Genomic DNA, 22,742 nt, shown 5'->3' on the forward strand with positions numbered 1-22,742 from the left:
GCATGAGCAAGGAGCCCATCGCCGTCGTCGGGGTCGGCCAGACCAAGCACACCGCCGCCCGCCGGGATGTGTCGATCGCCGGGCTGGTCCGCGAGGCCGCCGTACGCGCCCTCGAAGACGCCCAGTTGACTTGGGCTGACATCGACGCCGTCGTCATCGGCAAGGCGCCCGACTTCTTCGAGGGCGTGATGATGCCCGAGCTCTACCTCGCTGACGCGCTCGGCGCGGTCGGCAAGCCCATGCTGCGGGTGCACACCGCGGGCTCGGTCGGCGGCTCCACCGCGCTGGTCGCCGCGAACCTGGTGGCCGCTCGCGTCCACCGCACCGTCCTCACCCTGGCCTTCGAGAAGCAGTCCGAGTCCAACGCCATGTGGGGCCTCTCCCTGCCCATCCCCTTCCAACAGCCGCTGCTGGCCGGGGCGGGCGGCTTCTTCGCCCCCCACGTCCGGGCCTATATGCGGCGGACCGGCGCCCCGCCCGCCATCGGCTCGCTCGTCGCGTACAAGGACCGCCGCAACGCCCTGCGCAACCCCTACGCCCACCTCCACGAGCAGGATCTGACCCTGGAGAAGGTGCAGTCCTCCCCGATGCTGTGGGACCCCATCCGCTACTCGGAGACCTGCCCGTCCTCCGACGGCGCCTGCGCCATGGTGCTCACCGACCGGGCCGGTGCGGCCCGTGCGCCCGCCCCGCCCGCCTGGGTGCACGGCGGCGCCATGCGGAGCGAGCCGACGCTGTTCGCGGGCAAGGACTTCGTCTCGCCGCGGGCCGGCAAGGACTGCGCGGCCGATGTCTACCGGCAGGCCGGGATCACCGATCCGCGCCGGGAGATCGACGCGGTGGAGATGTATGTGCCGTTCAGCTGGTACGAGCCGATGTGGCTGGAGAACCTGGGCTTCGCCGCCGAGGGCGAGGGCTGGAAGCTCACCGAGTCGGGCGTGACCGAGATCGACGGGGATCTGCCGGTCAACCCGTCGGGCGGGGTGCTGTCCACCAACCCCATCGGCGCCTCGGGGATGATCCGCTTCGCCGAGGCCGCGCTCCAGGTGCGCGGGCGGGCGGGGGAGCACCAGGTGGAGGGCGCGCGCAAGGCGCTCGGCCACGCCTATGGCGGAGGCTCGCAGTTCTTCTCGATGTGGCTGGTGGCGGCCGAACCCCCGGCCGGCTGACCCGGTCCCGGGCCGCCCCCGCCCGATGTCTGCCGCCGTCCCGCCGTACGCCCGCGTGTGCGGTGCCGTCCTTCTTTCGCGGCCTGTGCGGCGCCGGTCGCGATCGCTAGGGTGGGGCGGGGACGACGATCCGGGAGGAGCCAACCACGTGGCCGACACCACCACCGAACAACCCCTGGCAGGCAGCGCCGAGAAGCCCGACCTCGATCTCACCACCGCCCAGTGGAGGTCGAGCAGTCAGGGCGTGGGCGATGTGGAGATCGCCTTCGTCGAGGGCTATATCGTCATGCGCCACGGCCGCCGGCCGCAGGACCCGGCCCTGGTCTTCTCCCCCGCCGAGTGGCGCGCTTTCGTCATCGGCGCGCGCGACGGTGAGTTCGACCTGACCTGAGCTGATGTGACCTGCGCCGGGGCCGATTCGGGCCGAGGCGTTACGGGGCGAGGCGTTACGGGGCGAGCCGCCCGAGCACTTCGGGCAGCTCGCCCTCGTACACGAGCGTCAGCCGCCGCGTCACCCGCGTGATCGCCACATACAGATCGTGCCCGCCCTTGGGGGACTGGGACCAGATCCCGGCCGGGTCCGCGACCACCGCGCGGTCGAACTCCAGCCCCTTGGCCTGCGCCACGGTCAGCAGCACCAGCGGGGAGTCCAGCGCGTCGGGCCGGTCCCCGCGGACGGCGCCGGGCAGTGCCCGCGCCAGCGCGTCCACCGCCCGGTCGGCGGCCACCACCGCGAGCCGGCCGCCGCCCTGTTCGGCCAGGTCCGCCAGATCGGCCTCGACGGCCCGTACCACCTCGCGCGCCAGCCGGCCCCGTGGGGCCCGTAGGGCCACCGGCGGCCGTCCTTCCCGGCGCACCGACTCGGGGGCCGACAGCTCGGGCGCCACCTCGGCCAGTACCTCCGCGGCCAGGTCCATCACCTCCGCCGGGGTGCGGTAGTTGACCGTCAGCCGCTCCTCGCGCCACCCGCCCCGGGTGTACGGGTCGAGCATCTGCCCCCAGGAGGCCGCCCCGGCCGGGCTGCCGGTCTGGGCCACATCGCCGACCACCGTCATCGACCGCGTGGGCACCCGCCGCATCACCATCCGCCAGGCCATCGCGGACAACTCCTGCGCCTCGTCCACGATCACATGGCCGTAGGCCCAGGAGCGGTCGGCGGCGGCGCGCTGGGCGGTGCTGCGCACCGGCCCGGTGTCCAGGTGGCGGGCGGCGAGGGCGGCCGCGTCCACCGGGGCGGGCCCGTCGTCCTCGCCCTCGTCCAGGCCGACGATCTGCAGCACTTCCCGCGCGTACCGCTCCTCCTCCCGCCGTTCCTCCTCCGCCGCCCGGGCCCTGGCCCGCTCGGCGGAGTCGTCGGTGCCCAGCAGCTCCGCGGCCTCGTCCAGCAGCGGGACATCGCCCACCGTCCACGGCGCGTCCGGCGCGCGCAGCAGCGCGGCCCGCTCGTCGTCGGTCAGCAGCGGCGCGGCCGAGCGCAGCCGGTCGGGGTCCGAAAGCAGCTCCGCGACCAGCCGCCGCGGGGTGAGCGGTGGCCACAGCGCGTCGAGCGCAGCGCGGACCGGCGGCTGTGCCCACAGCTCCGCCGGGCCGTGGCGCAACTCCTCCTCGTCCAGCGGCCGTCCGTGCTGCCGAGCCCGCTCCCGTACGAGGGCGTCGAGCAGATCGAGTATGAAGCGCTTACGGGCCACATTGTGCGGCGCGCGCAGCGCCTGTGCGCGCTCGCGGGCGCGGGCGCACGCCCGCCGGGACAGCCGCAGCGGCAGCGCCTCGTCCTCCAGCGGGATGTCGACGTGGCCCGCGGGCGGCAACTGCCGGTCCCGTACGGCGGCGGCGATCACCTGCACCATCCGCAGATCGCCCTTGACGACCGCGGCCCGCGCCCCGTCCTCGGCGGTCGCGGACACCCCGGGGAACAGCCCGCCCAGCGGGGTGAGCACCACGTCGGTCTCGCCGAGTGAGGGCAGCACCTGGCCGATGTAGTGCAGAAAGGCGGCGCCGGGGCCGATGACCAGCACGCCGCGGCGGGCCAGGGTGTCGCGGTAGGTGTAGAGCAGATACGCGGCCCGGTGCAGCGCGGCCACGGTCTTTCCGGTGCCCGGCCCGCCCTGGACGACGAGCACCCCCTGGAGCCCGGACCGGATCACCCGGTCCTGCTCGGTCTGGATGGTGGCCACCACGTCCGTCATCCGGCCGGTACGGCCCCGGCGCAGCGCGGCCAGCAGCGCGGCCTCGCCGACCAGGCCGCGCCGCTCGGACTCGGCCATGCCGTCGAGGTCGAACACCTCGTCGTCGACGCCGGTCACCCTCCGGCCCCGGGTGTGCAGATGGCGGCGGCGCACCAGGGTGCCGGGGGCGGTGGGGGAGGCGGCGTAGAAGGGGCGGGCGGCCGGCGCCCGCCAGTCGATCAGCAGCGGCTCGTGCGCGTCGTCGCGCAGTCCGATCCGGCCGATGTAGTGGCTGGCGCCGCCCGCGTGGTCCGCGTGGTCGATCCGTCCGAAGCACAGGCCGCCCTCGACCCCGTTGAATCGGGCGACGCTCCCGGCGTGTTCATCGGCGCGCACCTCGCGCTCGACGAGCGCCTGGCGCGTCCCGCCGTGCGCGCCGTCGCGCAGCACCGTGCTCAGGGCTTGCTCTTCCCGCTCGCGCAGTGTGTCGAGCCGTTCGTACAGGGCGGTCACATGGTTCTGCTCGGTGCGCAGGGCCTCGGCGAGGGCGGAGGAGGGCTCAGAGGAGGTTACGGGGGCCGTTGGGGCGGCTTGACGGGCTTTCATCGTGCTGATACACTCCCGTTTTAGCGGCTTCTGTGTTTTGAAGTTCGCTGGTCAAGTCAAGAAGCGTATCAGCTTCCGCGCCCGGAGACCCCTCAGGTGAGCACGGCGCAGCCCCTTTCTCTGAGCGCCCGCAGTGGCCGCAGCTCGTCTCCTCGCTCCTCGAATCCGTTCCAGCGCAGATCGAGCTTTTCCAGGGACGGCAGGCCCGCGATCCAGTCCGGAATCCCCCGCAGCCGGTTGCTCCGCAGATCGAGATGGCGCAGCAGTGGCAGCCCGCGCAGCGGCTCGGGCATCGACTCCAGGGCGTTGTCCCGCAGTTCGAGATGGCGCAGCTGGGTGAGCGCGGAGAAGGCGGCGGGCAGGGACGCGATGCGATTGCCGCGCAGCCACAGCTCCCGCAGCCGGCCGAGCCGCCCGATCGACTCGGGCAGCCCGGTCAGCTCGTTGTGTTGCGCGCGCAGCTCGACCAGACCCGCCATGTCGCCGATCTCCGGCGGCAGTTCACCGATCCGGTTCTCGCCGACGTTGAGATACGCCAGCTCGTCCAGTTGGCCGAGCTCGGGCGGCAGCCGGGTCATGCGGTTGTCGTGCAGATACAGATACCGGGTCAGGCCCCGCAGTTCGCCGAGCTCGCCGGGTGCTTCGGCGAGCTGGTTGTGGCCCAGGTCGAGGGTGTGCAGCCGCTGGAGGCGGCCAATGGCGGGGGAGAGGCGGGTGAGCCCATTGTCCGCGAGGATCAGCACCCGCAGCCCGGTGCGCTCCCATACGTCCTCGGGTACCTCGCCGAGGCCCGCCTTCCAGAGGTTGAGTACATCCGTCATGAGGGCGGACTCTATGGGCCGCGCCGGTATGGCCTAAGGCCAGGGGCGGAGTTCGGGGAGCGGGGCCGGGCCGCTGTCCAGCGGGCCGGCGGGGGTGCGTCCGGCCATCCACGCGGTGAGATCGGCCAGCCGCCCCCGTACGGTCAGCGGTTCGCCGGAGCCGTACGTACGTCGCTCCGGTCCGTCGGTGGCCTCCAGGGTCAGCCGGGTGTCCAGCGGTGCGCGCGGCGCGAGGAAGTCCAGCGCGTGCGCGCAGAAGTCGCGCGACCAGTCGCCGGGGCCGGAGCCGAGCAGAGCGTCCGCCGTGTGGATCTCCAACTCCCGCCACCAGCACAGTAGAACGCCCCGTACGTCCGAGTCGCGGTAGCGTACGGGCCGCTCCCAGTCCCGCGGGCCCACCGCGGTGAAGGCGCCCTCCGCCTCCGCAAGGGCCTCGGCCACGGTGTGCCGCAGCTCGTCCGCCGAGCGCTTGGAACCCGCCTCGATCGCGGCGTCCCGGGTCGGGCGGCCCCCGTCGTACACCTCGATCAGCTCACCCTGCATCGCGAATCTGGCCTGCCGGGCCAGCGCCGATGCGACGCCCCCGATATGCGCCAGCACATGCGCGCGGCTCCAGCCGGGCAGCGCGCTCGGCTCGCGGACGGCGGCCTCGGTCAGGCCGTCCAGCAGGGCGCGCAGCCGCTGGTGCCCGTCGAGTACGGCGGCGACCACCCGCGCCGCGCCGTCGGCGCCCGTATCGGCGCCTGTGCCTGTGTCTGCGTTCGTCCGGTCGTTCTTCTCGTTCATACGTCCCCCAGCAGGCTAATGGTTGATTCGGGAGGCTACCATTAACCCTCATGGCCGCCGATCGACTCGCCCTCGCACTCGCCGTCACCATCCGCCACGACGGGAACGGCGGGGTGGCCGACGATCTGGCCGCGCCCGAAGGGCTGACCGCCTGGGTGCGGGAGCTGGCCGAGCCGCTGCGGGACGCGCTGGACGCCGAGGACTTCAGCGCGGACGCGGCCGCGCTCGACGCCGTCCGCGAGCTGCGCGCCGCCGTCCGCGCGCTGTTCGCCCGCGCGGTGCGGCCCGGCCCGCCGAGCTCCGCCGACGCCCACCGGCTGCTGCCCGAGGACCAGGCCATGGCGCGGCTGAACGCGGCGGCGGCCCGGGCGCCCGGCGCCCCGCGCCTGGAGTGGCCCGAGGGCGGTGCCCCCGTGGTCCGCGCCGCCCGGCCGCCGGGCTTCACCGACGCCGACCGGCTGGTGGCGGCGCTCGCCCGCGACGCCATCGGGTTTCTCGCCGGGCCGGAGCGCGAGCGGCTGCGGGCCTGCCCAGCCCCGCGCTGTGTGCGCTACTTCGTCAAGGACCATCCCCGGCAGGAGTGGTGCAAGCCGTCCTGCGGCAACCGCGCCCGCGTCGCCCGCCACCACCGCCGCCACCGGACGGAGTCCTGACCCGTCCGGAGCCCAGTCCCGCTGGAGCCGAAACGATCCGGTCGTCAGCGCGCCGGTGCCGCATACGCGGCGAGGCCCGCCCACGGCCGCTGCCGCCCGCTGCTCACCGCCGCTATGCCGCGCTCGTCGTACCGGGCCGTCCGATACGACCACGCGAGATTGCCCCGCATCACCTGCCGCATGCCGTCCACATAGTGCGCGACGTGCCGCAGAGTGTCCGCCCCGGCCCCGGCGAGGAGCGCGGGCAGCCGCGCGGCGGTCTCCTCGAACCACTGGTAGCGGGCGTCGGCGAGGCGCGCGATGTGCTCCACGGCCTTCTCCAGGGTGCAGCCCGTGAGCTCCCGCTGAACGATCACGCTGTTGTGGACGTCCCCGGCGGCCAGTTCCTTGGCCAGGGAGACGATGTCATTGGTGAAGACCACCACATCGTCGGTGGCCTCCCGCATCCGCTCGAGCGGGAAGCCGCCGTGCACCGCCTCCGGCAGGGCGTATCCGCCGAACCGCTCGTTGAGATCCAGACACGGCTGCACGCCGATCGAGTGGCGGCGCAGGGCCACCACCGCCTCCACCGAGCGCGGGCGGCTCCCGGTGCGGCCCAGCGCCTCGCGGTGGTAGGAGTGCAGATACTCCATCCAGTGGTGGCGGAAACGTTCCCGCCACACCCTCGGCCTGCCCTGGTGGATGCGGTGCCACAGATCGCGGAAGCTCTCGACGAGAGGGCCGCCGGGTACGTCCCCGGCGGCCCTCCCAGTCGGCTCCTCCGCCTCGCGCGTCACCTGGACGAGGGCGTCGAGCAGCCGTAACACCTCCTGTGGCCGGCATCCCAGCTCCCCGTCGAACTGGTCGTCGAAGACGAAGTACCACCCGCACAGATCATTGCCCAAGGCCAGGTCGGCGCCCGTCTCGCCCGGGTAGAAGTACGCCGCCAGCAGATCGAAGCGCAGCGCGTCGTACTCCGCCACCGACGCGTCCCCTTGGAAGACGCCGTACCGCGACAGCCACGCAATGGTGTGCCGCCGCGCGGCCTCGGCGTCCGGGCTGACCAGATCGGCCGGCGGGAAGCCGAAGAGCGCCGCCGACCGGGTCGCTGGTGGTGGTGAACCTGCCTTGTCCATGGTCCGTATCCGCCCCCTCAGGACATACGGGACCGCGCCGGAGCCGGGGACCGGCCCTCTTTGCGCCATGGTCCTCGCCGCATCCGGACATGGTGGCGTGGCCGCTGTTCCCTTCGATAGGGCGCCTGTCGAATTGGCGTGTGCCAGTGGCAATGCCGTCAGAAAATTCCCCGCATACCGCGCTACGGAGCGTCCCGAGCGGGCTACGCTCAGCAGTACCTGCCGAATGGGGTACGAGCGTGGCGGAGAACATGACACGACAGGGCCGGGGGCGCCGGACGCTGCTGGAGCGGGAGCCCGAACTCAGCGCGGTGGACCATGCGTTGACCGAGCTGTGCGGGGAGCCGGCCGGCGATCCGGCCGGGCCGCGCGCCGGCGGGGTGATCGCGTTCGCGGGGCCGGGCGGCGCCGGTAAGACCGCGCTGCTCGGCGAGGTCAGGCGGCGGGCCGCCGCCCGTGGCTGCACGGTGCTCTCGGCACGCGCCGGGGAGCAGGAGCAGGGCGTCGCCTTCCATGTCGTGCGCCAGCTCTTCCAGCCCGTACTCGCGGCGACCGGCGAGGAGACCCACCGCAGGATCCTCGGCGGCTGGTACGACATCGTCGCGCCCGCCGTCGGTCTGGTGGTCTCGGCGGAAGGCGGCTCGCCCGACCCGCACGGGGTGCGCGACGGCCTGGACTGGCTGGTGACCCGCTTCGCCGTCCAGCGGGCCCCGGTCGTCATGATCCTGGACGACGCCCACTGGGCCGACGCCGAATCCCTCGACTGGCTCACCCGGTTCGCGCCCCGCGCCGTGGATCTGCCCATGCTGCTCGCGGTCGGCTACCGCCCTGACGAGCTGTCCGCCGACGCGGCGGCGCTGCGCGGGCTCACCGGGCGGCAGGGCTCGCGGCCCCGGCTGCTGGCGCCGCTCACCCCGGGCGCGGTCGGCCGGATGGTGCGCGAGGTGCTGGGCGCGGGGGCGGACGACTCGTTCTGCCGCGAGTGCTGGGCGGTCACCGGCGGCAACCCCTTCGAGGTCGTCGAGCTCACCGCCAAGGTCCGCGAGCGCGATCTGAAACCGCAGTCGGACAACCTCGCCCATCTGCGCGAGCTCGTCTCCACGGCCAAGGAGAGCGGCCTGACCGACCGGCTGAGCCGGCTCGGCACCTCCGCCGTCCGGCTCGCCTGGGCCGTCGCGGTCCTCGGCAGCGAGGCCATCCCGGCCCTGGCCGCGGAAGTCTCGGGCCTGTCCACCATCGAGACCGCCGAGCTGGCGCTGCGGCTGGCCGACGCCCGTATCTTCACCCCGCCGCGCCCATCACCGGAGAAGCGGCCCCTGGAATTCCTCCACCCGCTGATCGCCACCGCCGTCTACCGCGCGATCCCCGGCGCCCTGCGCGTGGCCATGCACGGCAGCGCCGCCGCCACGGTCCTGTCCGCGGGCCGCGGCTCCGGGGCAGCCGGCCGGCATCTGCTGGAGCTGCACCCCGAGGCCGACCCCTGGGTGGTGCGCCATCTGCGCGCGGCGGCCCGGGAGTATCTGCGAGCCGGCGCGCCCGACACCGCCCGCCGCTGCCTCGCCCGGGCGCTGCGCGAACCGCCCTCGCTCCAGGAGCGGCCCGCCGTGCTCTACGAACTGGGCTGCGCCGCCCAGCTCAGCGAGCCCGCCGTCACCGTCAACCATCTGCGGGCCGCCCTGGAGGAGCCCGCGCTCGGCCCGGAGCTGCGCGAGTCGATCACCTACCGGCTGGCCCAGGCGTACGGCCACAGCGGCCGCATGGAGGAGGCCGCGCAGCTCGTGGCCGCCGAGGCCGGGCGGGCCGGGAGCGCCCGTACCCGGCTGCGGATGCAGGCCGAACAGATCATGTGGAACATGTTCCGCGCCGACGGCCAGGACTCGCCCGCCCGCTCCCGCCGACTGGCCCGGCTGGTGGACCGGCTCTCCGGCCACGGGATGGCCGAGCGCTATCTGCGGGGCCTGCGCGCCTTCGACGCGATGACCCGCGGCGAACCGGCCGCCATCGCCCTGCGCCACGCCGACGAGGCCCTGGGCGACGGCCTGAGCTGGACCGATGAGGAATGGGGCTTCGAGGTGCCCATCCTGGTCGCCCTGACCTTCCTCCACTGCGACCAGCCGGGGCGCGCCGAGGAGCTGTTCGCGAACGGCGTCGCGGAGTGCGAGCGGAAGGGCTGGCGCGGCGCGCATCTGGCGTTCGGCCTGACCCTCCTCGGGTACGTCCGCTACCGCCGCGGGGCGCTCGCCGAGGCCGAAGAGCTCGCCCGCGAGGGGCTGCGGATCGCCGACCTGGTCGGACCGGAGACGCCCGCCCACTGGACCGCCGTCGGCACGCTGATCCAGACCCTGCTCAGCCGCGGCCGGGTCGAGGAGGCCCAGGAGTTCGCCGCCGAGCACTCCTGCGGCGGAAACACCCTCCAGGCACTCCAGGCACTCCTGTGCCCGGACGCGCCGACCGTGCGCGGCGAGCTGCTGCTGGCCCGCAATATGCACAGCGAGGCCCGGCAGCGGCTCACCCAGGTCGGCCGGGGGATGGACCGGCGCGGTATGCGCAACCCCGCCTGGTGTCCCTGGCAGCTGCATCTGGCCCAGTCCCTGGCGCTCACCGAGCCACGGCAGGCCGCCGAAGTGGCCCGGGACGCGGTGCGCCGCGCCCGCCAGTTCGGCGCCCACTCCATGATCGGCCGCGCCCTGCACACCGCCGGGCTCGTGACCCAGGGGCCGGAGCGGCTCAGGCTGCTGGCCGAGGCAGTCGACCACCTCGAACGCTCGCCGTCCGCCTACGATCTGGCCGTCGCCCTGGTCGACCACGGCACCGCCCTGCGCCGGATCGGACTGCCGCAGGAGGCCGGAGAACGGCTCTACCGCGGGCTGGAGGGCGCGGTGCAGTGCGGGGCCGACGCGCTCGCGGTACGGGCCCGCGACGAGCTGTCCGCCACCGGACTGCGCCCGCTGCAGCTGCGCGCCGACCACGGCTCCCCGCTCACCTCCCAGGAGCAGGCCGCCGCCGAGCGGGCCGCCCTCGGCTGGGGTGACGACCGGATCGGCGACGAGCTGGGCCTGGAGGAGCGCGAGGTGGCGCAGGTGCTGTCCGGCGTGTACCGCAAGGTGGGCACCGACCGCACCGGGCTGGCCAAGGTCCTGGGCGCCCCGGCCGGTGTCACCATCGGCGCCCGTGTCCCGCGGCCGGTGTCCGGGCGCTGACCCGGGGCGGATTCCGGCGCCGGGGCACGTACCATATCCGCATGTCGTTCCTCCGCCGCCGCAGCCCCGCCACGCCCACCGGTCCGGACTTCGACGTCCTGGCCATGGACCCGGGGGACTGGCCCGGCGATCTCGGGGCTGGGCTGCTGCCCGCCCCCGACGGCAGCTGCCAGGGCGTCTTTCTGCGCTACGACCTGTTCGGCGGACGCGGCCCCGCGATGATCATCGGGAATCTGCCCGAGGGATCCCCGGCCCGCGAGCTGGCCGAAGGACAGGTGCCGTTCGAGGTGACACAGCTGCTGGCGGCCCTGGGAAACGACGAGCCGGTCCATGTGGTGGACACCGAGGACACCCCGGTCATGCACGAGGACAACCTGCTCATCGTGCGCCGCATCAAGCTCTCCGAGGGCCGGATCTCCTGTTCCCAGTTCGACCGCAGCGACGGCGTCCTGGTCACCATCGCCAGCTGGGACCGGCCCATCACCGACGACCTCTACCGGCTGCTCAAGCCGCTGCCCGCGGAGATGTTCCAGCAGGGCTGAGGCGCGACCCGGCGGCCTTGCCCAAGGGGCGCGCCGACAATGGTGAGTTCCCCGCCTCGTATCGTCGCCTCGTACTTCGATCGGGTGATTGCCGGACCGCTGAGGCCGACCGCGCGGCGCGGTCGGCCTCACCCTGTGGTTCGCGACTACCGGTCGGAGCGCTCGATCCGCACATCGGCGGCCCGTACGAACGCCACCCGGTGCCCGAACTGGATCTGGTAGTACGTGTCTTGGCCGCGCACCACCTTGTGGCCCGCCGGGTCGAAGGTCGTCGCCCACAGATACTCGCCCTGGGTCTTCAGCCCCAGCGCGTACCGCTGCCCGGCGAGCAGCTTGTACGGCAGCGGCGAGACCGCCTGCACCGGTACGCCCTCCGGGTACGCCTCCTTCTCCGGGTAGGCGCGGCCGTACACCGGCACGTCAGCTGCGCCGTCCTTCGGGGTGATGACCAGACCCCTGCCGTTCACCGCGGTCGGCCGGCCCTTGGGGTTCTCGAACCAGGCCTTCTGCCCCAGATACCAGATGGCCGTCCAGTCGCCCTGCCGCTCCGCGACCGCGAACCGCTGGCCGGTCGAAGCGCGGGCGCCGGTGTCGTTGACGCCGGTCGTGGAGTCCGCCCCGTCGGGGCGCAGCCCGATGTCCTTGATCAGCGGGGCGTCCGCGCTCGGCGCGGTGTGCAGTCGCACCGCGCCCGAGCCGTGCGGGGCGCAGGGCTGTCCGGCGGTGTCGCAGTCGGTGTACACGGGCTGGTGGGTGTCGTAGTCGGGGCGGATGGTGACCAGCCCGCCGCTCGGGCCCGTGGTGGTGCGGAAGGGCGCGCCGAGGAGGGTGAAGTAGTGCGCCCAGTCCCAGTAGGGGCCGGGGTCGGTGTGCATCCCCTTGATGTTCGGGGTGGTGGTGCCGGGGACGTTGTCATGGCCCAGGATGTGCTGGCGGTCCAGCGGGATGTCGTACTTCCGCGCGAGATAGCGCACCAGCCGGGCCGAGGCCCGGTACATCGCCTCCGTGTACCAGGCGTCGGGGGCGGTGAGGAACCCCTCGTGCTCCACGCCGATCGACTTGGCGTTGACGTACCAGTTGCCCGCGTGCCAGCCGACGTCCTTGAGCGCCAGGTGCTGGGCGATATGCCCGTCGGCGGAGCGCAGGGTGTACTGCCAGGACACATACGTGGGGTCCTTGATCAGCTTGAGACATACGTCCCAGGTGCCCTCGGTGTCATGGATGACGATGTAGTCGATCGTCTGGGACTCGGGGCGGTTGCCCAGATCGTGGTTGCCGTAGTCGTTGTCGCCGAACTGCTCGTACGGCGCCGGGAACCACTCGCAGGAGACGCCCTTGGGGGCGTCGATGTTCGGATCCCGCGCGACGGACGGCAGCCCCAGCGTCCGCAACTGCCGGGTGTCCGGGGACACTTCGGGCGCGGCCGGGAGCGAGACCGCCTCGCCCGAGCCCGTGGTGCGCGCCGCGCCGTCGCGGATCACCTCGAAGACGTCGTCGGCGAAGACGGCGGCTGCCGTGGCGTTGTCGGAGCCGGAGTAGGCCGCCACCGCCCCGTACCAATCGGCCGGGTCCTCGCTCAGCGGCAGCCCCAGCTTCTGCTGCTCGGCGGCCAGCAGGGCCGCGCCACCGCGCACATTGGCCGCCTCGTCGGCGCGCAGCGACTCCGCGGACAGCCCGCTCAGCTCGGCGGCCCGCTCCAGCGTCCGCAGCCGCGCGGGCAGCTGCCGCGGCTGGGGCACCTCGGTGTCGGGCACCAGACGGGCACGCGCCAGGTCGCCACGCGCGTCCTCGCTGCCGTGGCTGTGGTGCGGGGTGCGGGCCAGGGCGGCGGTCGCGTCGGTGAGGTGCATGGGGCCGTAGCCGCCGGTGACACTGGGCGCGCCGCCGTGGCCGTCCCAGCGCGACTGCAGATACGACACGCCCAGCAGCACGCTCAGCGGGACGCCGTACTCCTTCGCCGCGGCGGCGAAGGCCCGCTGCAGGGCGTCGCTCCCGGACCGGGATTCATCGGCCAGAGCGGCCGGGGCCTGGGCCGCGAGGGGGAGCAGAAAGGCGGCCGACGCGGCGGCACCCGCCGTCCGCAGGGCGGTCCGTCGCGTGGGGCCGGGCTCCGGTCTGTTCGGGTCGTGCGCGCTGTCCTGTGCGGATCCTCGCATTGCAGCCTCCTCCAAGGCGGGCCGAGCGTGCGCCGGTGTGCGCCGGCCATGCGTACGGGGCCGAGCCCACCTAGAGGTATCCGGTGCCGGGCGATCCGTCAATCATGCTCACCCGCCCGGGTGTTCGCACGTCAACGCAGGTGCCGCTCGCACGTCAACGCCCGTGCCGAGGTGTTTCCCGGCACGGGCGTACGGGCCTGCGGCGCGTCACTGGTCCAGACCGATGACGTCCAGACCGATGACGCGCCCCGCGGCTCAACGGGTTCCGACCGCGGCCCGCACGGCACGCCGCGCGAGGGAGCAGTCGTCGTGCAGGCGGCGCAGCAGCAGACGCTGCTCCTCACCGGCCCCGACCGCGCCCGGAGCCACGGGGGCGGGGTCGTGCATGGTGCGCTGCACGGCGGTTTCGCACTGGCGGATCTCCCGCGTCAGTACGAGCATCAGATTCACCAGGAAGGCGTCCCGCGCATCGGGCCCCGCCGCCTGCGCCAGCTGGCTGATCTGGCGCCGCGGCCCCGGGGCGTCGCCCAGCGCGGTCCACAGCGTGGCCAGGTCGTACCCGGGCAGATACCAGCCCGCGTGGTCCCAGTCGATGAGCGCCGCCCCGGCCGGCGAGAGCAGGATGTTGTTCAGTAACGCGTCGCCGTGGCAGAACTGGCTCTGGCGGGCGGCGGTGTGCGCGAGGCCGCGCAGCAGCTTCCGCAGATCGCCCATGTCCCGGTCGGTGAGCAGCCCGAGCTCGTGGTAGCGCGCCAGCCGGGCGGCGTAGTCGATCGGCGCGTCGAACAGATCGGCGGGCGGCCGCCATAGATTGATCCGGCAGATGGCGCCGAGCGCGACCCGCACATCGGCGCGCGGCGGCGGCTCGCAGGGGTGGCGCTGGGACGCCGCCACCCGCCCGGGCATCCGCTCGATGACCAGGGCGCAGTTGTCCGGGTCCGCCGCGATCAGCCGGGGCACCCGGACCGGCGGCCGATGGCGGACGAACGCCCGGTACATCGCTATTTCCCGCCGGAACCGCTCGGCCCAGGCCGGTGAGTGGTCCAGCAGGCACTTGGCGACCGCGGTGCTGCGGCCGGTGGTGCCGACCAGGAGCACGGACCGCCCGCTGCGCCGGAGCACCTGGACGGGGTTGAACTCCGGACAGATGCGGTGGACCGACGCGATCGCCGTGCGCAGCTGTGCTCCCTGCGGGCCGGACATGTCGAGTCTGCCGCTCAGCAGGCCGGGGCCCGGGGCCCGCCTCGCTCGCCCGCCGAGGGCGGGATCCAGAAACGGCCCGGCGCCGGGCGGCTGCCGCCGGTACGGCCGGGGCGGGGCGGACACGGAGGACGATGCTGCGTACATGGACAATACAGATCCCTTCGTGCGCCGACGAGTCGCGCGCCTCCCGGCCCCGGGGTGAGGCCGCACCCTGGGGAATGCGGTCCGCTTCAGCTGATTCAGCTGAACGCCGCCGGGCCGGGTGGCGCGGTCCTACACCACACCCGGCCGCGGGTGGCACACCATCTGGCGGACCCTGGCGAACCCTGGCGAATAGTCGCACGGGCCGTGACAGGGCGGTTACTGTCAAGTCAGCCGAGAACCTGGGGGCTTGACGTGACGAGGGAACCCAACACCCGTCTCGCGGACCTGTTCGGCCTCGCCGGCTGGTCCAAGGGGGAACTCGCGAGGCTCGTGAACCGGAAGGCGGCGGCCATGGGCCATCCGCAGCTGGCGACCGACACCTCGCGGGTACGGCGTTGGATCGACACCGGCGAGATGCCGCGCGATCCCGTGCCCAAGGTTTTGGCCTCCCTGTTCACCGAGCGCCTCGGTCGAGTCGTGACCATCGAGGACCTCGGGTTCGCACGGCAGGGGCGCGCGGGGAAGGGGCAGTCCGCGGACGGGCTGCTCTGGGCGCCCGAGTCCACGGCCGCGGTCCTCACCGAATTCACGGGAATGGACCTTATGTTCAACCGACGCGGCTTGGTGGGTGCGGGCGCCGCGCTCGCCGCAGGATCAGCCATCACCGGAGCCATGCACGACTGGCTGCACAGTGACCCGACTCTGGCCACCGACGCCCCCCGTACCGACGATCCGCTGTCCGCGGACTTCGCCGGCTTCGACCGCTACGAGGCGGCCCCCGTGGGCTCCCAGGAGATAGACGCGCTGGAGCGCTCGGTCGACGTCTTCCGCGCCTGGGACGCCGCCCGCGGCGGGGGGCTGCAGCGCAAGGCCGTGGTGGGCCAGCTCAACGAGGTGGGCGGGATGCTCGCCTATCGCCACCCCCCGGCGGTGCAGCGCCGGTTGTGGGGCGTCGCGGCCAACCTGGCCGTGCTCGCCGGCTGGATGTCCCATGACGTGGGCCTGGAGCCCACCGCCCAGAAGTACTTCGTCATCGCCGCGCACGCGGCCCGCGAGGGCGGCGACCGCCCCCGGGCGAGCGAAGCGCTCTCCCGCGCCGCCCGGCAGATGGTCCATCTGGGCCGGCCGGACGACGCACTCGATCTGATGAAGCTCGCCAAGTCCGGTGCGGGCGAGGAGACGCTGCCCCGCACCCGCGCCATGTTCTGTACCATCGAGGCATGGGCGCAGGCGTCCATGGGCCACAGTCAGGCGGTGCGCCGCACTCTGGGCCAGGCGGAAGAGCTGTTCGTCTCGGACAAGGGGGATGTGCCGCCGCCGAGCTGGATGCAGCTGTTCAACGAGGCCGATCTGCACGGTATGGAGGGGCTGGTCTACCGCACGCTCGCGGAGCATGAGCCCGGCGCCGCGACGATCGCCCAGCAGCATGCCAAGGAGGGGCTGCGGCAGCGGGAGGGCGGCCGCGACCGGTCGCAGATCTTCGACCATATCTCCATCGCCTCGGCGTGCTTCATCGGCGACGACCCGGAGCAGGCGGACAAGTACGCGCGGCTGGCCCTGCTGACCATCGAGCACAACTCCTCCCACCGCACCTGGGACCGGCTGCGCGAGATGTACCGGCTCACCGGCCGGTACTCCACCCGCCCCGATATCCAGAGACTGCGCGAGGAGATCGAGCAGCGGGCGCCGAAAGGGCTGGGGCCCAAGGGTTCCGGGCCGAAGACGCCGGAGGGCGGATCGCCGGGCGGCGGAGCACCGGGCGGCGACGGAAAGACGGCCGTCGTGTGACGCGCTACGAACCGGCCCGCGCGCTCGGCTGATGCGTGAGGAGCTGACGTGTGAGGATTTGGCGCGTGAGGAGGAGCTGACGTGTGAGGAGTTGGCGCGCTATGAGCCGACCCGTGCGATCAGCACGCAGGCGTCGTCCTCGCGCCGCTCGTCGTCGAACGCCTCCACCACGGCCCGTACGCATTCCTGTGCGCTGTGGGCGGTGGCGAACCGCGGCGCCAGCCCGAGCAGTCGCTCGGCCCCCGCGTCACCCTCGGCGTCCGCGCCGTACGGCCAGAGCCCTCCGGTGTGCAGCACCAGCAGATCGCCGGGCTCCAGCCGCTCGCCGTACTGGGTGTATGTCGCACCAGGCGTGGCGCCGAGCAGGACGCCCTCCGGGGGCCGCAGGGCGCGCCCCGTCCCGTCGCGGAAGAGCAGCGGGGCGGGGTGCGCGGCCTGTGCCCACACCAGGGTGCGGGTGGCGGGGTCGTACCGGCCGCATACGGCGCTGCCCAGGGCTGGCTGCGCGGAGGCGTCGAGCAGTTGGTTGAGCCAGCTCATCAAGGCGCCCGGCTCGACCCCGGTCACCGCCATGCCCCGCACCGCGCCGAGCAGCATCGCCACGCCGGAGGTGGCGGCCACGCCATGGCCGGTGAGGTCGCCGACGCTGAGCAGGGTCCCGCCGTCGGGCAGCTCCAGCGCGTCGTACCAGTCGCCGCCGATCAGCGTGCTGGTCGAGGCGGGGAAGTAGTGGGCGGCGAGGTCCAGGGCGGCCGGGCCCCCCGGGGAGGGCCGCGGGGAGCCGCGCCACACGGGCAGCACGGCCTGCTGGAGCTCGACCGCGACCCGGCGCTCGGTCTGTGCGATATGCCGCTGCCGCCGCAGTGAGTCACGGGTCTCGCGCACCGCGCGCTCACTGCGCCGCAGCTCGCTGACGTCCCGCAGCACGGCCCACATGGACGCGGTGCTGCCGTCGTCGTCGAGCACGGGCTCGCCCGACATATGGACGGTGCGTACCACGCCGTCGGCGCGCACGATACGGAACTCCCCGTCGATCGGCTTGCCGTCGACCAGACAGTCGGTGACCAGCGCGGTCAGGGTCGGCTGGTCCTCGGAGAACACCCAGGAGGGCAGCTCGTCCAGGGGCAGCCCGCCCTCTTCCGGGGCCCGGCCGAAGATCTGGCACAGCTCGTCGGACCAGGTCACGGCGTCGGTGAGGAGGTTCCACTCGGCGCTGCCGACGCGGCTCAGCAGCGAGCCGTGCTCCTCTGGTCCGGCGTCCCGCGCGGACGTGGCGTACGCGGAGCCCGGCGGCGGGGGTGGCTCGGCGGCGAGCCGGCCCCCTGTGTCCGCCTCCGCCTCCGGGGACGCTTCGGCCTCGGCCGGGTCGGTGGGCAGCCCGTCGCGCAGCTGGTCCAGATTCCGGCCCAGGTCGTCCAGATGGTGGACCGCGAGATCGCACAGCGCGCGCTGCCAGCGCAGCTGGGGGTCGTCCGCCCGGTCGAGGTCCGCCGTGGTGTCCCGGCGGACGGCGTCGATGTCGCCGCGCAGCCGCCGGGTCTGTGAGATGAGCGCGTCGACCGTGTCCCTGGGCGGCTGGGGGGGCTGGGCTGCGGAATGGTCCGCGGAGCGGGGGGACGGCATGACGTTCTCCGATACGGGCACGGCGTGGCCGGGTCGTGAGGGAAGGACCGGTAACGACTCTTGCACAGGCTGCGACATCGCGTAAGCGGTTTGGCAATACCCGATCCGGTGGTGCTTTTGGCATATGCCAGTGGCCGTCCTGGGCAAGTCGGCACGGTTCGGCGGAACGATCTGTTCCGGGTAGGCTGCGGCGCTCGGGATCTCAAGGTCCACGGCGTTGATCCACGTTCATCGCGCATATCACGCCCGGACACCGGCAAGAATGCCGGACGACGGAAATCCCGTTGCCAGCGAACCCCCCGCACCGGATGCTGACCTCATGTTCGATCCAGACATAGCGCCCAGCGGCACCCTGCTCGGCCTCCTCCAGCGAGGCCGCGGCGACGGGACCCTGCACGCCCTCGCGGCGCCGCGGGCCGAGTCGCTCGCGGCACTGCACCACTGTGTGCTGCACGACCCCCGGCGGGACTGGCAGGTCGAGAACCGCTCCTTGTACTACGCCCGGCTCTGCCTCGACCTCGACGCCGGACTCGACGAGATCGAACAGCACCTCTTCGACCCCGACGACCTCATCGACCCCGCCGAGGAGCGCACCGGCCTCGCCCTCGCCGTCCTCGGCCACCTCGCCTCGTACGGCCGCGAGGACGCCCTCCGCCTGCTCCGCCGCTACGCCGCGACCGGTGGCAACTGGCAGTGGGCGCTGGACGAGCTGGCCCTGCGCGACGAGGACACCGAGCTGCGCGCCCTCGCCCCCGCCGTCCTCGCCCGATACCCCGAGACCCCCGAAGGCGACGCCGAACTCGCCGCCGCCGTGCGCGGCGCCTATGAACCCCGGCCCTGGCGGCTGTGGGCCGACGACCCCCGGCACGGGACCCGGGTGCGCGCCGCCCAGGAACAGGGCTCCTTCGACCGCTGGCAGCGCCAGCTGCGCCCCATGGGCCCGCGGCCCGGCTGGAGCGTCCATGACGTCCTCCTGTGGGCCGGCCAGGAGGACGACCTGCGGCCCGGCGCCCGCCGCCCCGAAGCCGCGGCCCGCTGCCTGGCCGCCGTCGCCGGCCCCGAAGACCGGCCCGAACTCCTCGCCGCCGCCGCGGCCGCACCCGACGCGGCCCGCGCCGCGGCCCTGCGGCACCTCGCGGAGACCGGCGACCCCGAGGTGCTGGACCTGATCGAGGCCGCCGCCACCGACCCCGCCGCCTCCGAGCTGGTCTCCCAGGGAGCCCTCGCCGCCTTCGAGCGGATGCGCAGCATCGCCGCCCTCGACCGGGCCCGGATGTGGGCTCAGCGCCCCGACGCCCTCGGCGCCGCGGCCGCCGCCATGCTCGCCACCCGGGGCGGCCAGTACGACGCGCCCCTCGTACTCTCCGCCCTGCGCGGCACGGTCCGGGCCGAAGGCCCCGACGCCCAGGCCCTGTGGACCCTGGTCGACGGCGCCGGACGGCTGAGGATCGCCTGCGCGGCCCCCGTGCTGCGCCATATCTACCGCGAGACCGCCTCCTCCCACCTCCGCGGCCGCGCGGCGCGCGCCCTGGCCGCCACCGACCCGTCCTTCGGCGCCGGCTTCGCCGTCGAATGCCTCTGGGACTGCGAGGAGAGCACCCGCGAACTGGCCGCCCGGCACGCCACCACCGCCGATGCCCGCGTCGTCGACCAGCTCCGCAGACTCGCCGCCGACCCGGCGGAGGAGGCGGAGGTCCAGACGGCGGTCCGCAGCCGCATCGGCCCCGAGGACTAGGCCCAGGCGTCGGGAGCAGGGCGCCCCCTTTGTCGCCAGGGCCTAACGCTCATGGGACGTTCCCCGTCCCGAAAGCTTGACGATGCCGGGGCCACCCTTCGTACGCCGACAACACGGGTATGCGTGTCGCCATCGTCACCGAATCCTTCCCGCCCGACGTCAACGGCGTCGCTCACTGCGCCCTGCAGACCGCCCGGCATCTGCACCGGCGCGGTCACCAACCGCTCGTCATCGCGCCCGCCGTCCCGCACGACGGCCCGGCGGACCCCGATGCCTCCCGTCCCTATCCCGTGCTGCGCATCGCGTCCCTGCCGCTCCCCGGCTATCCCCAGGTACGCGTCGCCCTCCCCAGCCGACGGCTCGCCGCCGCCCTGACCGCCCACCGCACCGACGTCGTCCACCTCGCCAGCCCCTTCGTCCTCGGCGCCCGCGGCATGACCGCCGCGCTGCGGCTGCGCATCCCCGCCGTCGCCGTCTACCAGACCGACCTGGCCGGCTACGCCCGTACGTACCTCGGCAAGGGCGAGAACGCGGCTTGGCGCCGGATCCGCGCCGTGCACACCGCGGCCGACCGGACCCTCGCCCCGTCCACCGCCGCCGCCCACGACCTCGACGACCACGGCGTGCCGCGGGTGCGGCTGTGGGCGCGGGGCGTCGACACCGAACGCTTCACCCCCGCGCGGCGCGACACCGAGCTGCGCCGCACCCTCGCCCCCGGCGGCGAGCTGATCGTCGGCTACGTCGGCCGGCTCGCGCCCGAGAAGAACGTCGAGCTCCTGGCCCCCGTCTGCGCGCTTCCCGGCGTCCGGGTGGTCATCGTCGGGGACGGCCCCAGCGAGCCGGGGCTGCGCGCCGCGCTGCCCGGGGCCCGCTTCCTGGGGCGCCGCACCGGCAACGGCCTCGCCCGAGTCTTCGCGTCCCTGGACGTCTTCGCGCACACCGGCCCGCAGGAAACCTTCTGCCAGACCGTGCAGGAGGCCCAGGCCAGCGGCGTCCCCGTGATCGCCCCCGCGGCCGGCGGCCCGCTCGACCTGGTCGACCACGGCCGCACCGGCCTGCTGGTGCCGCCCCTCGACGGGGCTGCGATCGCCGACGCCGTCTCCCTCCTCGCGGCCGACCCGCGGCTGCGCTCGGCGCTCGGCGCCGCGGGGCACAAGGCGGTCCGGGGCCGCACCTGGGAGGCGGTCGGCGACCAGCTGATAGACCACTACACCGAGGTGCTCGCGACCCGTATGGCGGTGCCGGCATGAGGGTGTCTTGGCGCGCTGTGCGGGCTGGGCTGAGGAGCCGCGCAGCGACGGAGGAGCGAGCAGTGACGAGGGAAGCCCGCGCGTGGAAGCGCGCCGAGACTGAGCGGGAGGGAGGGGCGTGAGCGCGGCGCCGCCGAGGGCGGGCACATCCGGCCACGAGCCGGACGGCGTGCGCACGCCGCTGCGGATCGTCAGGCTCGCCAACTTCATCACCCCCTCCTCCGGCGGGCTGCGCACCGCGCTGCGCGAGCTCGGCGCGGGCTACCGGGCGGCCGGGCACGAGCCGGTCCTGGTCGTGCCGGGCGCCCACGCCTCGGACGAGCTGACTCCCCAGGGGAGGGTGGTCACCGTCCCGGGGCCCGGGGTGCCCGGCACGGGCGGCTACCGCGTGCTGACCGACCGCCGACGCCTGGCCCGGCTGCTGGACGGGCTCGCGCCCGACCGGCTCGAGGTGTCCGACCGGACCACCCTGAGGTGGACGGGGGAGTGGGCCCGGCGCGCCCGCGTGCCCTCCGTGATGGTCTCCCACGAGAGCGCCGACGGCGTGCTGCGCACCTGGGGTGTCCCCGAGGCCGCCGCCCGCCGGGCCGCCGACGGGCTGAACCGGCGCACCGCTCGGGCGTATTCGCGCATCGTCTGCACCACGGAGTGGGCGGCACGCGAGTTTGTACGGATCGGCGCGCGCAATGTCGTACGCGCCCCCTTGGGCGTCGACCTGCACCACTTCCACCCGACCCTCCGCGACCCGGCGCTGCGCGACCGGCACCGGGACGGGGCCGCGGTGCTTCTGGTGATGTGCTCGCGCCTGTCGCCAGAGAAGCGGCCCGGCCGCGCGCTCGACGCGCTCGACGAGCTGGGCCGGCGGGGCGTCGGCGCGGCGCTCGTGGTCGCGGGCGACGGCCCGCTGCGGCCCCGCCTCGAGGCCCGCGCCCGCGAGGAAGGGCTTCCGGCCGCGTTCCTGGGCCATGTCGCCGACCGGGGCGCGCTCGCCGCGCTCCAGGCCAGTGCGGATGTCGTGCTCGCCCCGGGGCCCGCGGAGACCTTCGGGCTGGCCGCGTTGGAGGCGCTGGCGTGCGGTACGCCCGTCGTCGTCAGCGAGCTGTCCGCCCTCCCGGCCATCGTCGGCCCCGCGGGTGCGACGGCGGCCGACCACGGCGCGGCGTTCGCGGACGCCGTCGAACACCTTCTGTCCCGCCCCGAGCCGACCCGCCGCGCGACGGCCCGCGCCCGCGCCGAGCGCTACAGCTGGCCGGAGGCGGTGGCCGCGTTCCTCGCGGCCCACGACGCGCCGCCTGTGCACGATCCGTCACCGGTTCGTGGTGGGTTGCCCGTCGGGGGCGATGCCTCCGCTCGTGATGTGTCGCCCGTCCAGGGGGGGTCGCCCGTCGGCCCGGCCGCCAGGACCGCGCGATGAGCGCGGGCCGCGTCGGCGCCGCCCGGCTCACGGCCGTCCGCGGGGCAGCCCCCGCCCGGGCGGCCTGGCCGGGCCCGCGAAGCGGGCCGCGGTGCCCCCGGCTACCCCTGGGGGCACCCTCGGCCCCGTCGTGCGCGTCGCCCGCCGCGCTGCGCAGCGCCCCGTACGACGGCGACGGTCCGCCGTGCGATCGCACGCTCCCCCAGTCGGCACCGGGAGGAGCCTGCTTGACGTCTGCCGAGCCGGCGCGACATGGCGGTGTGCGGGGCACCCGGGGCGCGTCCGGGAAGCTTCGAGCGGTCCGCGACACGCGGCCAGGCGCCGCCGGCCGCCCTGGGTTTCCGGGGGCGACGATTCCCTGGGCGGCGTCGG

The 22,742-nt window shown here is 74.1% G+C and carries 16 protein-coding genes; 9 read left to right on the forward strand and 7 right to left on the reverse strand.

Annotation, left to right across the window (positions count from 1 at the left end; translation table 11 throughout):
* Window positions 1-2: 2 nt before the first annotated feature.
* Both ACFV2X_RS43315 and ACFV2X_RS43320 read left to right on the forward strand, forming a co-directional pair.
* Complete coding sequence (locus tag ACFV2X_RS43315; protein WP_385627082.1) at window positions 3-1,169, forward strand: thiolase domain-containing protein; 1,167 nt, start codon at window positions 3-5, stop codon at window positions 1,167-1,169.
* 148 nt (window positions 1,170-1,317) lie between these two features.
* Window positions 1,318-1,560: a DUF397 domain-containing protein gene (locus ACFV2X_RS43320; RefSeq protein ID WP_385627007.1), complete on the forward strand. Its 243-nt coding sequence runs from the start codon at window positions 1,318-1,320 to the stop codon at window positions 1,558-1,560.
* A gap of 55 nt (window positions 1,561-1,615) precedes the next feature.
* Here ACFV2X_RS43320 and ACFV2X_RS43325 read toward each other — a convergent pair whose 3' ends face one another.
* The 3 genes from ACFV2X_RS43325 to ACFV2X_RS43335 form a co-directional block, all read right to left on the reverse strand.
* Window positions 1,616-3,940 carry a HelD family protein gene (locus ACFV2X_RS43325; protein ID WP_385627008.1) on the reverse strand — a complete coding sequence of 775 codons (2,325 nt, stop codon included), beginning with the start codon at window positions 3,938-3,940 and terminating at the stop codon, window positions 1,616-1,618.
* 92 nt (window positions 3,941-4,032) lie between these two features.
* Window positions 4,033-4,761 (reverse strand): leucine-rich repeat domain-containing protein, encoded by a 729-nt coding sequence (locus ACFV2X_RS43330; protein WP_385627010.1) that lies wholly within the window; start codon window positions 4,759-4,761, stop codon window positions 4,033-4,035.
* A gap of 33 nt (window positions 4,762-4,794) precedes the next feature.
* Entirely contained in the window at window positions 4,795-5,547 is a 753-nt protein-coding gene (locus tag ACFV2X_RS43335) for a maleylpyruvate isomerase family mycothiol-dependent enzyme (protein ID WP_385627012.1), read from the reverse strand.
* Between the two features lie 50 nt (window positions 5,548-5,597).
* On the opposite strand from ACFV2X_RS43335, the gene ACFV2X_RS43340 reads away from it, so the two are divergent.
* Window positions 5,598-6,200 (forward strand): CGNR zinc finger domain-containing protein, encoded by a 603-nt coding sequence (locus ACFV2X_RS43340; RefSeq protein WP_385627013.1) that lies wholly within the window; start codon window positions 5,598-5,600, stop codon window positions 6,198-6,200.
* A gap of 44 nt (window positions 6,201-6,244) precedes the next feature.
* Here ACFV2X_RS43340 and ACFV2X_RS43345 read toward each other — a convergent pair whose 3' ends face one another.
* Window positions 6,245-7,315 (reverse strand): isoafricanol synthase, encoded by a 1,071-nt coding sequence (locus ACFV2X_RS43345; protein WP_385627015.1) that lies wholly within the window; start codon window positions 7,313-7,315, stop codon window positions 6,245-6,247.
* Between the two features lie 251 nt (window positions 7,316-7,566).
* Between ACFV2X_RS43345 and ACFV2X_RS43350 the strand changes: the two genes are divergently transcribed.
* On the forward strand, window positions 7,567-10,515 hold the full coding sequence (locus ACFV2X_RS43350) for an ATP-binding protein (protein ID WP_385627017.1): 2,949 nt from the start codon (window positions 7,567-7,569) through the stop codon (window positions 10,513-10,515).
* Window positions 10,516-10,556: 41 nt separating this feature from the next.
* Window positions 10,557-11,057 (forward strand): hypothetical protein, encoded by a 501-nt coding sequence (locus tag ACFV2X_RS43355; protein ID WP_014173678.1) that lies wholly within the window; start codon window positions 10,557-10,559, stop codon window positions 11,055-11,057.
* Between the two features lie 146 nt (window positions 11,058-11,203).
* Here ACFV2X_RS43355 and ACFV2X_RS43360 read toward each other — a convergent pair whose 3' ends face one another.
* On the reverse strand, window positions 11,204-13,213 hold the full coding sequence (locus tag ACFV2X_RS43360) for an N-acetylmuramoyl-L-alanine amidase (RefSeq protein ID WP_385627019.1): 2,010 nt from the start codon (window positions 13,211-13,213) through the stop codon (window positions 11,204-11,206).
* A gap of 255 nt (window positions 13,214-13,468) precedes the next feature.
* Entirely contained in the window at window positions 13,469-14,560 is a 1,092-nt protein-coding gene (locus ACFV2X_RS43365) for an aminoglycoside phosphotransferase family protein (protein WP_385627021.1), read from the reverse strand.
* A 252-nt stretch (window positions 14,561-14,812) separates the two neighbouring features.
* Here ACFV2X_RS43365 and ACFV2X_RS43370 point away from each other — a divergent pair, with 252 nt between their 5' ends.
* Window positions 14,813-16,348 carry a hypothetical protein gene (locus tag ACFV2X_RS43370; protein WP_385627023.1) on the forward strand — a complete coding sequence of 512 codons (1,536 nt, stop codon included), beginning with the start codon at window positions 14,813-14,815 and terminating at the stop codon, window positions 16,346-16,348.
* A 99-nt stretch (window positions 16,349-16,447) separates the two neighbouring features.
* Here ACFV2X_RS43370 and ACFV2X_RS43375 read toward each other — a convergent pair whose 3' ends face one another.
* The gene (locus ACFV2X_RS43375; RefSeq protein WP_385627024.1) at window positions 16,448-17,971 is read right to left on the reverse strand and encodes a PP2C family protein-serine/threonine phosphatase; all 1,524 of its coding nucleotides are present in this window, start codon (window positions 17,969-17,971) and stop codon (window positions 16,448-16,450) included.
* A gap of 319 nt (window positions 17,972-18,290) precedes the next feature.
* Here ACFV2X_RS43375 and ACFV2X_RS43380 point away from each other — a divergent pair, with 319 nt between their 5' ends.
* From ACFV2X_RS43380 to ACFV2X_RS43390, 3 genes are all read left to right on the forward strand, one after another.
* Window positions 18,291-19,706 carry a HEAT repeat domain-containing protein gene (locus ACFV2X_RS43380; RefSeq protein ID WP_385627026.1) on the forward strand — a complete coding sequence of 472 codons (1,416 nt, stop codon included), beginning with the start codon at window positions 18,291-18,293 and terminating at the stop codon, window positions 19,704-19,706.
* A 119-nt stretch (window positions 19,707-19,825) separates the two neighbouring features.
* Window positions 19,826-20,956 (forward strand): glycosyltransferase family 4 protein, encoded by a 1,131-nt coding sequence (locus ACFV2X_RS43385; RefSeq protein WP_385627028.1) that lies wholly within the window; start codon window positions 19,826-19,828, stop codon window positions 20,954-20,956.
* Between the two features lie 169 nt (window positions 20,957-21,125).
* Window positions 21,126-22,370 (forward strand): glycosyltransferase, encoded by a 1,245-nt coding sequence (locus ACFV2X_RS43390; RefSeq protein WP_385627084.1) that lies wholly within the window; start codon window positions 21,126-21,128, stop codon window positions 22,368-22,370.
* Window positions 22,371-22,742: the final 372 nt, after the last annotated feature.

It is taken from the genome of Streptomyces sp. NPDC059679 (genome assembly GCF_042734105.1).
In the GTDB taxonomy this organism is placed as follows: Bacteria; Actinomycetota; Actinomycetes; order Streptomycetales; family Streptomycetaceae; genus Streptomyces.

Excerpts from the sequence above, each read along its gene's own strand:
- ACFV2X_RS43315 (WP_385627082.1), top strand. The coding sequence starts at position 3 with ATGAGCAAGGAGCCCATCGCCGTCGTCGGGGTCGGCCAGACCAAGCAC.
- ACFV2X_RS43340 (WP_385627013.1), top strand. The coding sequence starts at position 5,598 with ATGGCCGCCGATCGACTCGCCCTCGCACTCGCCGTCACCATCCGCCAC.
- ACFV2X_RS43365 (WP_385627021.1), bottom strand. The coding sequence starts at position 14,560 with ATGTACGCAGCATCGTCCTCCGTGTCCGCCCCGCCCCGGCCGTACCGG.
- ACFV2X_RS43360 (WP_385627019.1), bottom strand. The coding sequence starts at position 13,213 with ATGCGAGGATCCGCACAGGACAGCGCGCACGACCCGAACAGACCGGAG.
- ACFV2X_RS43330 (WP_385627010.1), bottom strand. The coding sequence starts at position 4,761 with ATGACGGATGTACTCAACCTCTGGAAGGCGGGCCTCGGCGAGGTACCC.
- ACFV2X_RS43325 (WP_385627008.1), bottom strand. The coding sequence starts at position 3,940 with ATGAAAGCCCGTCAAGCCGCCCCAACGGCCCCCGTAACCTCCTCTGAG.
- ACFV2X_RS43335 (WP_385627012.1), bottom strand. The coding sequence starts at position 5,547 with ATGAACGAGAAGAACGACCGGACGAACGCAGACACAGGCACAGGCGCC.
- ACFV2X_RS43345 (WP_385627015.1), bottom strand. The coding sequence starts at position 7,315 with ATGGACAAGGCAGGTTCACCACCACCAGCGACCCGGTCGGCGGCGCTC.
- ACFV2X_RS43385 (WP_385627028.1), top strand. The coding sequence starts at position 19,826 with ATGCGTGTCGCCATCGTCACCGAATCCTTCCCGCCCGACGTCAACGGC.
- ACFV2X_RS43380 (WP_385627026.1), top strand. The coding sequence starts at position 18,291 with ATGTTCGATCCAGACATAGCGCCCAGCGGCACCCTGCTCGGCCTCCTC.
- ACFV2X_RS43355 (WP_014173678.1), top strand. The coding sequence starts at position 10,557 with ATGTCGTTCCTCCGCCGCCGCAGCCCCGCCACGCCCACCGGTCCGGAC.
- ACFV2X_RS43350 (WP_385627017.1), top strand. The coding sequence starts at position 7,567 with ATGACACGACAGGGCCGGGGGCGCCGGACGCTGCTGGAGCGGGAGCCC.
- ACFV2X_RS43375 (WP_385627024.1), bottom strand. The coding sequence starts at position 17,971 with ATGCCGTCCCCCCGCTCCGCGGACCATTCCGCAGCCCAGCCCCCCCAG.